The organism is Gordonia sp. NPDC003424 (assembly GCF_053588655.1).
The window spans coordinates 243,667-256,810 of record NZ_JBSFQJ010000007.1 but is presented as its reverse complement, the minus strand read 5'-3'; the positions used below and the strand labels follow the sequence as shown (position 1 = coordinate 256,810).

12 protein-coding genes and 1 pseudogene are annotated in these 13,144 nt (G+C 64.9%); 6 read left to right on the top strand and 7 right to left on the bottom strand.

Translation table 11 applies throughout. The features are described from left to right. Positions 1 to 55 precede the first annotated feature (55 nt). On the bottom strand, positions 56 to 1,309 hold the full coding sequence (gene fmdA / locus ACWDTI_RS13250; protein ID WP_449738551.1) for a formamidase: 1,254 nt from the start codon (positions 1,307 to 1,309) through the stop codon (positions 56 to 58). A 107-nt stretch (positions 1,310 to 1,416) separates the two neighbouring features. Between fmdA and ACWDTI_RS13245 the strand changes: the two genes are divergently transcribed. The 3 genes from ACWDTI_RS13245 to ACWDTI_RS13235 all read left to right on the top strand — a co-directional run bounded on the left by ACWDTI_RS13245 (position 1,417) and on the right by ACWDTI_RS13235 (position 5,116). After that, positions 1,417 to 1,701, top strand: coding sequence for an FmdB family zinc ribbon protein (locus ACWDTI_RS13245; RefSeq protein ID WP_449738550.1), 285 nt, complete (start codon positions 1,417 to 1,419; stop codon positions 1,699 to 1,701). Positions 1,702 to 2,388: 687 nt separating this feature from the next. Further along, on the top strand, positions 2,389 to 3,645 hold the full coding sequence (gene ltrA, locus ACWDTI_RS13240) for a group II intron reverse transcriptase/maturase (protein ID WP_449738549.1): 1,257 nt from the start codon (positions 2,389 to 2,391) through the stop codon (positions 3,643 to 3,645). A gap of 232 nt (positions 3,646 to 3,877) precedes the next feature. Further along, positions 3,878 to 5,116: an IS701 family transposase gene (locus tag ACWDTI_RS13235; protein WP_449738548.1), complete on the top strand. Its 1,239-nt coding sequence runs from the start codon at positions 3,878 to 3,880 to the stop codon at positions 5,114 to 5,116. A 21-nt stretch (positions 5,117 to 5,137) separates the two neighbouring features. On the opposite strand, the gene ACWDTI_RS13230 is transcribed toward ACWDTI_RS13235, so the two are convergent. Then, positions 5,138 to 5,908: an endonuclease domain-containing protein gene (locus ACWDTI_RS13230; protein ID WP_449738547.1), complete on the bottom strand. Its 771-nt coding sequence runs from the start codon at positions 5,906 to 5,908 to the stop codon at positions 5,138 to 5,140. Between the two features lie 264 nt (positions 5,909 to 6,172). Next, the gene (locus tag ACWDTI_RS13225; RefSeq protein ID WP_449738546.1) at positions 6,173 to 6,985 is read right to left on the bottom strand and encodes a class I SAM-dependent methyltransferase; all 813 of its coding nucleotides are present in this window, start codon (positions 6,983 to 6,985) and stop codon (positions 6,173 to 6,175) included. 130 nt (positions 6,986 to 7,115) lie between these two features. On the opposite strand from ACWDTI_RS13225, the gene ACWDTI_RS13220 reads away from it, so the two are divergent. The 3 genes from ACWDTI_RS13220 (at position 7,116) to ACWDTI_RS13210 (ending at position 8,761) form a co-directional block, all read left to right on the top strand. Next, positions 7,116 to 7,409, top strand: coding sequence for a hypothetical protein (locus ACWDTI_RS13220; RefSeq protein WP_449738545.1), 294 nt, complete (start codon positions 7,116 to 7,118; stop codon positions 7,407 to 7,409). Between the two features lie 133 nt (positions 7,410 to 7,542). After that, complete coding sequence (locus tag ACWDTI_RS13215; protein ID WP_449738544.1) at positions 7,543 to 7,977, top strand: hypothetical protein; 435 nt, start codon at positions 7,543 to 7,545, stop codon at positions 7,975 to 7,977. Then, positions 7,961 to 8,761: a hypothetical protein gene (locus ACWDTI_RS13210; RefSeq protein ID WP_449738543.1), complete on the top strand. Its 801-nt coding sequence runs from the start codon at positions 7,961 to 7,963 to the stop codon at positions 8,759 to 8,761. Before ACWDTI_RS13215 ends, ACWDTI_RS13210 begins: the two co-directional genes overlap by 17 nt. A gap of 7 nt (positions 8,762 to 8,768) precedes the next feature. Here ACWDTI_RS13210 and ACWDTI_RS13205 read toward each other — a convergent pair whose 3' ends face one another. The 4 genes and pseudogenes from ACWDTI_RS13205 to ACWDTI_RS13190 all read right to left on the bottom strand — a co-directional run bounded on the left by ACWDTI_RS13205 (position 8,769) and on the right by ACWDTI_RS13190 (position 13,139). After that, positions 8,769 to 10,778, bottom strand: coding sequence for an acetoacetate--CoA ligase (locus tag ACWDTI_RS13205; RefSeq protein ID WP_449738542.1), 2,010 nt, complete (start codon positions 10,776 to 10,778; stop codon positions 8,769 to 8,771). Positions 10,779 to 10,820: 42 nt separating this feature from the next. Beyond that, positions 10,821 to 11,745: pseudogene (locus tag ACWDTI_RS13200) on the bottom strand (VOC family protein). A 12-nt stretch (positions 11,746 to 11,757) separates the two neighbouring features. Continuing rightward, positions 11,758 to 12,627, bottom strand: coding sequence for a fumarylacetoacetate hydrolase family protein (locus ACWDTI_RS13195; protein ID WP_449738541.1), 870 nt, complete (start codon positions 12,625 to 12,627; stop codon positions 11,758 to 11,760). 29 nt (positions 12,628 to 12,656) lie between these two features. Next, positions 12,657 to 13,139: an acyl-CoA dehydrogenase family protein gene (locus ACWDTI_RS13190; protein WP_449738540.1), complete on the bottom strand. Its 483-nt coding sequence runs from the start codon at positions 13,137 to 13,139 to the stop codon at positions 12,657 to 12,659. Between the last annotated feature and the right edge of the window lie 5 nt (positions 13,140 to 13,144).

Below are 13,144 nucleotides of genomic sequence, written 5' to 3'. Positions count from 1 at the left end.
GTAGGCGGTGAAGCTGGGAAAACTCTGGGTGCGTGTCGCGTGTCCCCAGGTGCGGTCAGAAACTCGCGGTGGGCGCGCCCTGACCTGGGTCGATCCGGACCGGTCCGTCCTTCGACGGGGCGACGGGGAAGTCGAAGATGGCGGTCGGGATGTAGACGGTGGCGCACGAGTTCGGGATGTCCACCACGCCGGAGAGTCTGCCCTCGATCGGTGCCGACCCCAGCAAGAGGTACGCCTGCTCGGGGCTGTATCCGAATTTGGTGAGGTAGTCGATCGCGTGCAGACACGCCCGCTGGTACGAGAGATCCGAGTCGAGATACTTCTGTTCACCGTCGAGCGTCACCGACGTCCCGGAGAACGCGATCCACTCGGAGTACTGCGGGTCGGTGTTGCCGGGCAGGAAGATGGCGTTCTCGGTGACGCCGTAGGTCTCCATGCCGCCCTTGATGAGGTCGACGTGCAGATCCATGAATCCGCCCATCTCGATCGCCCCGCAGAACGTGATCTCGCCGTCGCCCTGGGAGAAATGCAGATCGCCGAAGGAGAGGTTCGCGCCCGGCACGAACACCGGGTAGAAGACGCGGGTGCCCTTGGTGAGGTTCTTGATGTCCTGGTTACCGCCGTTCTCGCGGGGAGGCGCGGTGCGTGCCGCCTCGTCGGCCACCCGGTCGAACTCCGCGCCGGACAGCGAGCCGAGGATCGCGCCGTCGGGCTCGGGTGGCAGTGCCAGCGGCGGCACCCGATCCGGGTCGGTCGCGATCAGCGCCGCCTCGCGTGCGTTCCACTTGCCCAGCAGTTCGGGCGACGGCGCGGTGCCCATCAAGCCGGGGTGGACGATGCCGGTGTACTTCACGTGCGGCACATGACGGGAGGTCGCGCTCTGCCCGGCGAAATCCCAGATCGCCTTGTAGGCGTCGGGGAACTGTTCGGTGAGGAAGCCACCGCCGTTGCGGGTGGCGAAGATGCCGGTGTATCCCCAGCCCTGCCCGGCCAGCGGGCCCGAGTCCTCTTGCGGGATCGGCCCGACGTTGAGGATGTCGACGATGAGTAGGTCTCCGGGTTCCGCACCCTCGATCGCGAACGGCCCGGACAGCGTGTGCACGTTGTTCAGCGGGGCGTTGAGGATGTCCTCGGCCGAGTCGTCGTTGTGGATGGCGCCGTCGAACCATTCGCGGCAGTGGGCGCGGAAGGTGTCGCCGGGTTTGACGGTGACCGCGGCGGGGATGTCGGGATGCCACCGGTTGTGGCCGACGATCTGCTGATCGGTGAAACTCTTCGACGAATCCAACGGGTACAACAGTTCTGGCATGGCGCACTCCCTGTGTGGTCGGTTCCCTCCCACCATAGGAGAGGTGTCGCGGCATGTCAGGGAGAACCGAAGAGCTCCGGTGCGGGAGAAGGACTAACCTGTCCGCCATGCCGACCTACGTGTTTCGCTGCTCGGGTGACTGTGCCGACTTCACCGATGTGCACCCTATGGCGTCGGTCCCGGAGTCGGTGGCCTGCCCAGAATGTGGCGGCGCCGCGCGGCGGATCATCGGTGCGCCTGCGCTCGGGGTGGGTGACAGCACGGCCGTGCGATTGCAGGACGCCACCCGCGCCACCGCGGACAATCCGCAGGTGGTCTCGCGGGTTCCGCGGGGTGGCCGGGCCACTCCGGTGACGTCGAACCCGTTGCATCGCAGGCTTCCTCGACCTTGACCCGCCTAACCGCGCACGGTGAGCGATCATGCGACAACTATTGACGCGTGATCGCTCAGAGTGCTCGGTTAGTACTACAGCCGGTGTGCCATGAACGTGGAAGGTGAGGTGGTGTAGGGCCTTATTGGAAGCGGTGCTGTGCATGAGATGAAGGTTGTTGTGGCCCTTCGGCGTCGCCCTGCGGGGGGAGGCGTCAAACCACCTCGAGCTGCGTTGGCTGAAGACCGTCGTGGTGAGCGTCGAGGATAAGGCGCACGTGATGCGTCAGGTGGGGATCGGGAAGGCGAGCGTGAGCGAATCGCTGTTGACGTGTCGAGAAGTAGAGATGACATCAAAACCGGGTCGATCGGCTGTGGTCCGGGATGAGTCTGGCGGGTGCCCGTGTATTGGCCAGGCGGTGTCCGGCATGAAGGCGACGCGAGCCCGGTCTGCGGCTTGTGCACGGAACTTGGGAAGGCAGGCGTCGATACTGTCGGACCGGACTGCGTGGGTGTGGTCGGGTGCGGCGAGAGGGAGTGCATCGGGCGGCGGAAACCGTGAGGTGTTGAGTACCGTTGCGGCGCGTGCCGGCGGACCGGTTCGTAGTAGCGATGATGCTCCTGTAATGGGAGTGGAGCGAAGGGGCCGGCTCATCTGTGGCGCGGGCATGTGGGCAACCGGCCAGTGGTCGGGAGGACCCGGGTGAGCGTGTCAGGTCAGCAGGACAAATCGTTTGTGATTTCGAAGCAGTTGGTGTGGAAGGCATATGAGAAGGTCAAGGCCAACAAGGGTGCGGCCGGGGTGGACGGGCAGTCGCTGGAGGCGTTCGAATCGGATCTGAAGAACAATTTGTATCGGATCTGGAATCGGATGTCGTCGGGGACCTATTTTCCGCCGCCGGTCAAGGCGGTGACCATTCCGAAGGGGCACGGCGGCACCCGGGTGTTAGGGGTGCCTACCGTGGGCGACCGCATCGCGCAGACAGTGGTGGTGTTGACGCTGGAACCGCGGACGGAGTCGATCTTTCATGATGACTCCTACGGGTATCGGCCGGGGCGTTCGGCTTTGGATGCGGTGGGGCGGTGTCGTCAACGGTGTTTCCGTTCGGATTGGGTTCTGGATTTGGATGTGGCCGCGTTCTTTGATTCGGTACCGCATGATCTGATGGTCAAAGCGGTCGCGGCCAACACCGACCTGCCGTGGGTGCTGTTGTATGTGAAACGGTGGCTGTGTGCGCCGATGCAGTTACCCGATGGCACCTTGGCGCCGAGGGAGCGCGGCACTCCGCAAGGATCAGCAGCGTCTCCAAATTTGGCGAATTTGTTCATGCACTACGCGTTTGACCTGTTCCTCGCCCGGGAGTTCCCGGGTGTGGCGTTCGAGCGTTACGCAGATGATGCGGTGGTGCATTGTGTGAGTGAGCGTCAAGCCCGGCAGGTGTGGGCGGCGCTCGATGATCGGCTGGCCTCGCTCGGGTTGCGGTTGCATCCGGACAAGACCCGAATTGTGTACTGCAAGGACGACAAACGCAGGCGTGACTACGTGCACACCTCGTTTACGTTCTTGGGGTTCACCTTTGGGCCGCGGGCGGTGCTGGGTCGCAGCGGTGCGATGTTCACCGGGTTTCTCCCGGCAGCAGCCGATACTGCGCTCACGCAGATGCGGCAGCGGGTCCGCCGATGGCGGATTCATCGCCACACCGGACAAACATTGGCCGAGCTCGCCGCATGGATCAATCCGATCGTGGCGGGCTGGATGACCTACTACGGCAGGTTCTACCGGTCGCGACTCTATCGCCTTCTACGGCGCATCAACACCTACCTGATGCGTTGGGCTCGACAGAAATACAGACGATTACGCAGTTTCAAGGCCGCAGCAGCGTGGTGGCGTGGGCTCGTCGAGCGCGAACCTACCCTGTTTCGGCATTGGGCTTGGATGCGGGATGTCCTGCCTGGCCAGGGATGAGAAGAGCGGAGTGGCGGGAGACTGCCACGCTCCGTTCTGTGGGAGCCCGGAGGTGCGATCCCTCCGGGCCACCCGACTAGATAGCGGATTCTGAGTTTTGACGGCGTGTTTGCACTGGTCAGAGCGGTTGCCGGGGCATGATTCGTGGTTTGTGAAGACAACAAATACGCCCGCGGCAGCCGCGGCTTTGAGAGTAGACCATGAGCAGTGGCGGACGCGGTTGGACACGGTGATGGACATGATTGCTCCGCATTTCGCCCGCTGCGAGGCTGCCCGCAACGCCGGCGCATTCGTACTCGGGGTGCTCTCGTCGATGGAAACGAAGAACTGCTGGACGATGGCTGAGTTGGCCGGGCACAGCAGCCCGGACAAGTTGCAGCACTTGCTGTCCCGCGCGAAATGGGACGCCGACGACATCGGCGACGACTTACGGGCGATGGTGATCGAAGCGTTCGGCGAACCCGACGCGGTACTCGTCGTCGACGAAACCGGCGACCTGAAGAAGGGCACCAAAACTGTTGGTGTGCAACGTCAATACTCGGGCACTGCCGGGCGGATCGAGAACTGCCAGGTCGCGGTCTACATGACCTACACGAGTTCGGTAGGGCATGCGCTCATCGACCGCGCCCTCTACCTGCCACAAAGCTGGACCGCCGACCGCGACCGTTGCACCGCCGCCGGCGTGCCCACCGATATCGGGTTCGCGACCAAACCAGCGCTGGCCGCCACCCTCATCGAACGCGCTCTCGATGCGCAGACACCGGCGGGCTGGGTCGCCGCTGACGAGGTGTACGGCGCCGATCCGACACTGCGAACGATGCTGCAGCAGCGGCAGATCGGCTACGTGCTGGCCATCTCGTGTGATCGTCGCATCCCCACCCACGCCGGCGAGCTGCGGGCTGCGGAGCTGGCCGACACGCTGACCGAGCGGGCCTGGCAGCGGCTCTCGGCCGGACACGGAGCCAAGGGCGAACGGCTGTACTCGTGGGCGTGGATCACCTCCACCGAAGCACCGAGCACCGGCGAGTGCTCGCTACTGATCCGCCGCAACGACGCCACCGCCGAGTTGGCCTACTACCGCTGCTACAGCCCGCACCCGGTCACCCTGGCCACGCTGGTGCGCGTCGCGGGCCGACGCTGGACCGTCGAGGAATCATTCCAGACCAGCAAAGGGCTCACCGGCCTCGACCAGCACCAGGTGCGGACCTGGACGTCCTGGCACCGCTGGACCATCCTGGTCATGCTCGCCCACGCGTTCCTCGCCGTCATCACCGCCACCCAACGCGCCCGAGAACAGCCGAACACGAACCTGATCCGACTCAGCGTCAACGAGTTTCGACGACTGTTCGTCGCGCTCGTACTGACGCCGCTACACACCGCCACCCGCCTCCTCGACTGGTCACTCTGGCGACGACGACATCAACGACGAGCCCAGCAATGCCATCAAAACCGCAGGTCACAACACCAATGAACCCGATCTACGGCTGTAGTATTAGGCGAGATCCCTGAGGTGCTCGCGACGGCGGATGAGATTCCGGATCACCCGCTCGGTGTTCGGCCAATCATCGACCACCTGGTGATAGCTGAGTCGGATGGGCAGATACCCGAGGTCGACCGCAGTCAGGTCACGGGCGCGGTCCTTCTCGAATTGTGCTTTCGTGCCATGGAATTCGTAGCCGTCGACCTCGATGATGAATCGCTTGCCGATCAGGAAGTCCACGCGTCCGACGCCGGCGATCTGCTTTTGCGCGACAAAATTGATCCTGAGTGCTTCGAGCCGCAATCGCACCAGGGTCTCGCCACCGGATTCAGAGGTGGGGCTACAGCGGTCGAGCAGGCGTCGGATCTTGTGTGATGCGCCGGCCATCGCATCGACCACATCGGCGTGCTCGAGCAGTTGGCAGTTGAGGATTGCATCGAGCGCCACGATGATGCTCTCCTCGTCAAGACATCGGACGGCGTGCCGGACAGCGGTCGGCAGATCATCCACGGCCGACAGTACCGGTTGCAGAGGTCCGTACTGCGAACAGAATCGCGCCGGGTCGGACCGATGGGCGGACTTGGAGCCCCTGACATGGACCTTGCCTCCGGGACAGGGGACCCAGACGTTGTACAGCCGGAGCACCGAGATGCAGCTGAGGCAGCCTCCTTCCCGAACCGCCGTCACCACCTTGGGATCGGCGGCAGGCGTGGCATACCACCCGCGCCGGATCTTGAGCAGGTAACCGAGGTCCAGCAAACGTTCGACGTCCTTGCGAGTCAAGCCCTGCTCACGTAGCTATTCCCGCGAGACGACTCCGTGGTCGGTGACGATCTTCATGGGTGAACTGTGCAGGCCGAGAACCACTCTGAGACGGGTTGAACGCCGGCTGTGGACAACGAATATCCGTTGTCCACAGATCCTTGTCAGAGGTTGTCGTGTGCGCTATCTGTGATATCGGGGGTGCCCCCGCGCAACCGCGCTCAGGGCGCGGTCATGAGGAGATTATTGCTTCGTAACCGCGCGGTGAGCGCGGTTGCGCGGGCGTCACGCAGGGTTGGTGTGGAACAGGTTGATCTTGTACGTCCGGACGGGCGGCAACCAGCCCGCGAGGCGCATCCCGTAGCGGTACCTGCGCGACCATCGTCGTGCCACCTGCTTCTGCGGCTGCGCGAACGTGCGTGACTCGACGAGCCGCAGGCCACAGGATTCCACGGCCGATGGATCGTCGCAGGCCCACTTCATCTGGGCTGGAACGGCTTTGAATACACGATCGCGGTGCTGGCTGTTCATCATGAGGTGACCTGCGGTGTCGAAGGACAGCGCCGCGGCGGGAAAGACGGTGGCCCACTCGCGCAGCACCTCGAGGACCTCGCTCTCCGGGAAGTACAGCAGCACCGCTTCGGAGAGGAGGAACAGTGGCCCTTCCCGTTCGCGCACACGCTCATGCCAGCGGTCGGAGAACAGTGAGTCGGCGATCATCGTGTAGCGATCGGAGTCGTGGAAGAAGTTGCGGCGCAACGCCATCGAGTCGTCGACGTCGAGGTCGAACCAGCGGACGCGCCCGTTGTCGAGGCGGTCGAAGCGCGTCGACAGACCACATCCGAGATCGACGACGGTGCCTTCGGGGTTCTCGGTGAGGAAATCACGCACGTACTGATCGAAGATCGACGCCCGCAGCACCGACCCGACGAGCGACGCTCCGCGGAACTTGACGAAGTCGTAGTCGATGGCGTCGACGAGGTCGATCGCCGCGCGGTCGCCGAGCATCGGCCTGGCCGATCGAGCGTCCTGCGCCCGGGCGTACAGCGGTATCAACAGTGTCTCCTCGACCTCGCCGAGCGATACCGGCTCACCCATGCCCCTCACCCTAATGCAGTGTTCGCGCAGGTCCCAGGCGGTGAATCGGGTAGTGGACTACTCGCGTCAATCACGTTCGTGCAGGACACGCTGGGCATCCGGATACGAAACTCGCACGAAAGGCTCCATCATGTCCGACAAGAAACGGTCCGCTCTCACAACGCGGGAACTCGCCGCCCTCGACTTGTCCATCACGGTGATGCAACAGGCCGGGCACACGCTCGACGACCAGGTGGCGTCGTCGAACAACCCGCACGAGATGATGGCCGAAGCCTGGGCCGACCTGCACCATCCGCTCGTCGACATCAGCGAACGCGATCGGGAGATCATCGCACAGATCAAAGAGCTGGCCGGGCAGCTCAGTTCGGAGACGACACTCGCGGATCTCGTGGAGGCTCGCGGGCGGATCATCTCCGGACAGTGACGTGACGTCGACACAGGTCGCCGCCGCCACGTGCGCGGCGATCTTCGCGCTCTGGTGGGTGCTCAGTGCGTTGCATCAAATCGACTCGGGTCGGTGGACGCGACACGTACGTCGTCGAATACCGTTGGGGCTCTTGCCTGGATGGACCTTCTTCGCGCCCAATCCAGGGAGCAATGATGTCCGCTTGCTGTGGCGGGCAGGCACATCCGGCGAGATGGGGGACTGGCATGAACTGGTGGTCGGATATCCCAGTCCGATCCGGAGATGGCTGTGGAACCCGGAACTCATACTCCACAAGGCCGTTATTGACCTGTGCAACAACATGTCCGTCACCGACGACGGCGATTGCGCCGATCGCAGCGTCATGCTCGGCGCCAGCTACCTGGTGTTGCTGAACACGGTTGGCCATCAGGTCACCGATCCGACGGCGACGCACGTGCAGTTCGCCATCGCCCGGACCTCCGGAGAACGAGCCGACCGAACTCTGGACGTGTCGTTCCTCTCCGAAACCCATGGTGTGACAGGCACTTTCCCTGCCGCGGGGGCTACTCGTGTTCACGCATCCTGAACTGTGGGTGTCCCGGCTGATCTTTGTCGGGCTGTTGATCGAGGCCGCCGAGACCATTCGGATCAGGTTTGCCTTTGCGCCGGTGGGCGTCTTCTCCGCGGCCAATCTCGGCGTGCTCACCGCCACCACCCGTTGGCATCAGCGCATCGGTGCCACCGTCGGCTCGTCGCGGGAGGTCGCGGTGGCCGCTGCGATTCAGGCGGTCGCCGCGGTCGTGGTGATCATCGAGGGGATGGGCACCACGGCCGGTGTGGTGGCCGCGCTGGGATGTCTGGTCACGGCGGGATATCTGCGGATGCGCCGCCAGATCGGGGGCAGCGGTGCCGAGCAACTGACGTTCATCGCATTGGTGACGTTTCTGCTCGTGGTGATCGCCGGCGGCGACGACACCGCCCGTCTCGTGGGCGACGTCTTCATCGGGGCGCAGGTACTGCTCGCCTACGGAGCGGCCGGTGTCGCCAAGGCGTGCTCCGCCCGCTGGCGGCAGGGCGGAGCCATGGCCGGCATCCTCTCCACCGAGGGATACGGACTACCACGGATCGGCCGCTATCTGGCGGCGCATCCCGGACTGGATCGCGCGATCGGATGGTCGGTCATCGCGTGGGAGATCGGCTTCGTGGCAATCCTGTTCGCTCCGACGACGATCGTCCTCGCGATTCTGGCGACGGGCGCGGTGTTCCATATCGGCTGCGCTGTTCTGATGGGGCTCAATCGGTTTGTGTGGGCCTTCGTCGGCTGCTATCCGGCGGTGTTCGTGACGGTCGCGGCCGTGCACGGGTGGTGACTGGCCCTCACCGTGTCGTGGGATGTGATCGCGGAGCGGTGGCTGTGCCGTTGGCGAAGCGGGCGTAGTACTGGAGGGCGTCGGGGTCATCGACAATGTCGACGCCGGTGACCTGGCCGAGTGGCCGACCCTGGATCAGGCGCTTGACCGGAACCTCGAGTTTCTTGCCGGTGCGGGTGTGGGGAATCGCGGGCACCGCGATGATGTCGTCGGGCACATGGCGCGGCGACGCATGGGTGCGGATCGCGTCGGTGATGCCACGGCGCAGATCGTCGTCGAGATCCTGTCCGTCGGCGAGGACGACGAACAGCGGCATCCAGTAGGTGCCGTCGTCGAGTTCGGCTCCGATGACGAGGGATTCGCGGATCTGCGGCATCTCCTCGACGATGTCGTAGATGTCGGCGCTACCGAGCCGCACCCCCTGCCGATTGAGTGTGGCGTCGGAACGACCGGAGATGATGACGCCACCACGCTCGGTGATGGTGACCCAGTCGCCGTGCCGCCACACGCCGGGGAAGGTGTCGAAATAGGCGTCGTGGTACCGATGTCCGTCGGGGTCGTTCCAGAAGTAGATCGGCATCGACGGCATCGGCGACGCGATGACGAGTTCGCCGACCTCACCAATGATGGGCTCGCCCTTCTCGTTCCACGACTGCAGGTTCACGCCGAGGAGCGGTGCGGCGATCTCGCCGGGATAGATCGGTGTGGTCGGGGCGGCGCCGGCGAATCCACTGACCACGTCCGTGCCGCCGCTGGTGGATGCGACCTGGATGTGTGCGCCGACCTCGTCGCGCACCCAGTGATAGCTCTGCGCCGGCAGCGGCGCTCCGGTGCAGCCGATCGTCCTCAGGTGTGACAGGTCGAACTCTGTACCGGGGTGGAGTCCGGCCTTGGCGCTGCCGATGAGGTAGCCGGGACTAAGGCCGAGGACGGTCACCCGGTGATCCGCCGTGATCTCCCATAATCGTTGTGGCCCCGGGTACATCGGATTGCCGTCGTACAGGACTATGGCGGCTCCGACGAGCAGACCCGAGGCCACCATGTTCCACATCATCCAGTTGGTGGTGGTGTACCAGAAGAAGCGGTCGCCCGGCCCGAGGTTGTTGTGCAGTCCGAGCAGCCGCAGATGGTCGATGACCACCCCGCCGTGGCCGTGCACGATCCCCTTGGGCACACCGGTGGTTCCCGACGAGAACAGCACCCACAACGGATCGCTGAATTCCACCCTGACGAAACGGGGTTCGGCCGGATCGGCGACGACGTCGGACCAATCGAACTGTGCTTGAGTGGGATTCACCGCGGGCCAGGTGCCGAGAAGAGAGACCCGGAGCACCGCGCGGACCGACGGCAGGACCGATAGAAGGTCTGCCACCTCGATGCGACGGTCATGATCCTTGCCGGCCCAGCGGTAGCCGTCGGCGGCGATGACGACCGTTGGTTCCAGTTGCCCGAGTCGGGCTGCGGCACCCGCAGCGCCGTAGTCCTGGCCGCAACCCGACCACACCGCGCCGAGGCCGGTCGTGGCGAGCATCCCGACCACCGCATGCACTGTGTTGGGCAGATAGCCGACGACGCGATCTCCGCGTTGCACACCCTGCTCCTGCAGCCACCCTTGCACTGCCCCGACCATGCCGCGCAACGTATCCCACGACACCGCAGCAGTGGTGCCCGCTTCGTCGATCGCGATGATCGCGGTCTCGGGGCCGGTGCGGCGCAGCGCATGCTCGGCGTAATTGATGCGGGCACCGGGGAACCATCGTGCACCCGGCATCGTGCGGTCCGGCAGTACGTTGACGGGCACATCGTCGACCATCACGTCGAAATACGTTGTGACCGAGGACCAGAAGTCGCCGAGGTGCTCCACCGAGTAGTTCCACAGATCCCGATACGCCGGGTAATCGTCGCCGGTCCGGCTCGATACCAGAGCGGTGAACTCGGCCAGCGCGGTGGTGGCCACGGCATCGGGATCGGGTGTCCAGATCGGCGACGTGTCGGCCGATGTCGCATCGACGGTCATGGTGCTCCTTGTGGACGGTGTGTCCATCGAGTGTAGTTTCGCCTAGCTCGCGCTGTGGGCGCCGGTCATCAGCCCGGCGAGGTCCTCCGGCATCAGGAACGACGGCGGTGGCGGGGGACCCCAGCTGAACAGACCTTTCGCGCCCTCGACGACCTCGGGCGTCCAGAGTTGGTCGTCGATGATCGAGTCCATGTCGGAGTAGTACTCGCTGAAGTTGCCGGCGGGGTCCTTGAGGTACCAGAAGAAGTTCGAGCCGGCGTAGTGGCGCCCGAGGCCCCAGACGTGGCGTTCGGGATCGTCCTCGAGCATCCGCATCGCGCCGCGGCCGACCTCGTCGACATCTTCGACCTGCCATGAGGTGTGGTGCAGGAAGCTCACCGGGGCCTGCTGGACGAGGATGTTGTGATGGTCGGTGGAGCAGCGCAGAAAGGCGGCGAGACCGGGTACCTCGTCGCTGATCTTGAATCCCAGGCCGTGGGTGAAGAATCGTTGGGTCACAGCATGATCGGTGCTGCCGATGACGGCATGCCCGAGTTTGCGGGGCTTGACCGGATTGTCCCGGAGCACGCCGGGTGCGCGGCAGGTGACCCGGTCGATGCGTCCCCGGCCCGTTGTAGGGGGTGGGCTCGACGCGAGGCTGTGTGATCCGTGACTGTACCTCCACGGTGGCGTGGAGCCCGGTCGCCTCCTCGGTCGCCGACAGCGATGCTGCGTTGCGCTGGAACGGGATGCCCAGGCCCTCGAGGTTGTGGGCGATGCGATCGATGTCGTCGGGGTCGTCGGCGCCCACCGTCAGGGCGACCAGCCGGCGCGTGGGGGTCTCGACGATACGGAGCTGGCGGCCGCCGTCCGCGGTGGAGAACCAGCCGTCGGACTCCGGTGCGAGTCCGAAATCGGTGTAGTAGGAGGCGGTTTCGGTGACATTGGGTACGCCCATGGTGATCGAGGCGAGGCGGTGCAGTGGCATGATCGAGGACCCTTACTTGGTTGCGGCGACGAAGGTCTGGTGGAGTTCACCGATGCCGGTGATCCAACTGTCGAGGTGCTCACCGGCCCGGAGGAATCGCTTGGGGTCACGCCCGGCGCCGATGCCGGCCGGGGTGCCGGTGAAGATGACGTCCCCGGGGTAAAGGGTGACGTTGCGGGACAATTCGGCAATGAGCGCGGCGATCGGGAAGATGAGGTCGCGGGTGCGTCCCTTCTGCATCTCCTCGCCGTCGATGCGGCAGCCGAGTTCGAGGTCGTCACGATTGTCGACCTCGTCGGCGGTGACGAGCCACGGTCCCTGCGGCGAGAACCCGGGGAAGGACTTGCCGAGTCCGAATTGCGGTGCCGGGCCCCGGGTCTGGGTGATCCTCTCGGAGATGTCCTGTCCGACGGTGAGTCCGGCGACGTGATCCCACGCCTGGTCCACCGGCACATCGGTGGCCTCGCGGCCGATGATCGCGACGAGTTCGACCTCCCAGTCGACGGCCCCGCCGTCGGGGATGACAACGGTGCTGTCGGGCCCGGAGAAGCTCGAGAGGTACTTGGTGAAGACCGGCGGAAGGTTCTCCGGGGAGTCGAAACCCGATTCGGCGGCATGCTCGTCGTAGTTCAGACCGATGGCGAAGACCTGCCGTGGGGCGGGCGACGGAGCGCCCAGTCTGGTGCGGTCGATCGCGGAGGAGGCTGCCGACGATCCGTCGAAAGATGCTGCCCACGAGACGACGTCGGCCCAACTTTGGTAGACGGACGTGAGGTCGGGGCCGAAGCGGCCGGCCGAGGCGGTGGCGATGTCGATGCCCCGTTCGGCGCCGGGCTCACCGATGATCAGTGTGGCCCAGCCGTCGCAGTTGGCGATGCGCATGGTGGTGAAGTCCTTTCGGGTGGGTGGGGTCAGACCATGGGTGTGATCGGCTGGTCGACGCCGAGGAGCGCCTTGCCGTACACCTCGTAGCTGACGGTCGGGGAGACGATGGCGTGACGTGCGGCCACTGCGGAGTCGCGCCAGATCCGCTGCAGCGGGCTGACTTCGGCGAAGGAGCCGGCGCCGTGTGCGGACAGCAGGATGTCGATCGCGCGGGTGACGCAGTCGGCGACGTAGCCGGTATCCGAGCGAACTCGGGAGCGGATCAGATAATCGGGGTAATCGCCCCGGGCGGCGGCTTCGTCGATGTCCGCAGCGGCTCGGTAAGCATGCAGGTGGGCGGTGTCGATGAGGCGAGCGGCCTCGGCGATCTGCAGCTGGAAAGCCGTCGACTCCTTCTGTGACGTGAAGAACGTGTAGGAGATCGGCTTCTTGGCTGCCTTGTCGATGACGAAATCCATTGCGGCCCGGCCCATACCGAGCTGTGGGCCGACGAGGACGAGTGCCAGCACCGGGA

Excerpts from the sequence above, each read along its gene's own strand:
- ACWDTI_RS13205 (WP_449738542.1), bottom strand. The coding sequence starts at position 10,778 with ATGACCGTCGATGCGACATCGGCCGACACGTCGCCGATCTGGACACCC.
- ACWDTI_RS13195 (WP_449738541.1), bottom strand. The coding sequence starts at position 12,627 with ATGCGCATCGCCAACTGCGACGGCTGGGCCACACTGATCATCGGTGAG.
- ACWDTI_RS13245 (WP_449738550.1), top strand. The coding sequence starts at position 1,417 with ATGCCGACCTACGTGTTTCGCTGCTCGGGTGACTGTGCCGACTTCACC.
- ACWDTI_RS13220 (WP_449738545.1), top strand. The coding sequence starts at position 7,116 with ATGTCCGACAAGAAACGGTCCGCTCTCACAACGCGGGAACTCGCCGCC.
- ACWDTI_RS13225 (WP_449738546.1), bottom strand. The coding sequence starts at position 6,985 with ATGGGTGAGCCGGTATCGCTCGGCGAGGTCGAGGAGACACTGTTGATA.
- fmdA (WP_449738551.1), bottom strand. The coding sequence starts at position 1,309 with ATGCCAGAACTGTTGTACCCGTTGGATTCGTCGAAGAGTTTCACCGAT.
- ACWDTI_RS13235 (WP_449738548.1), top strand. The coding sequence starts at position 3,878 with ATGGACATGATTGCTCCGCATTTCGCCCGCTGCGAGGCTGCCCGCAAC.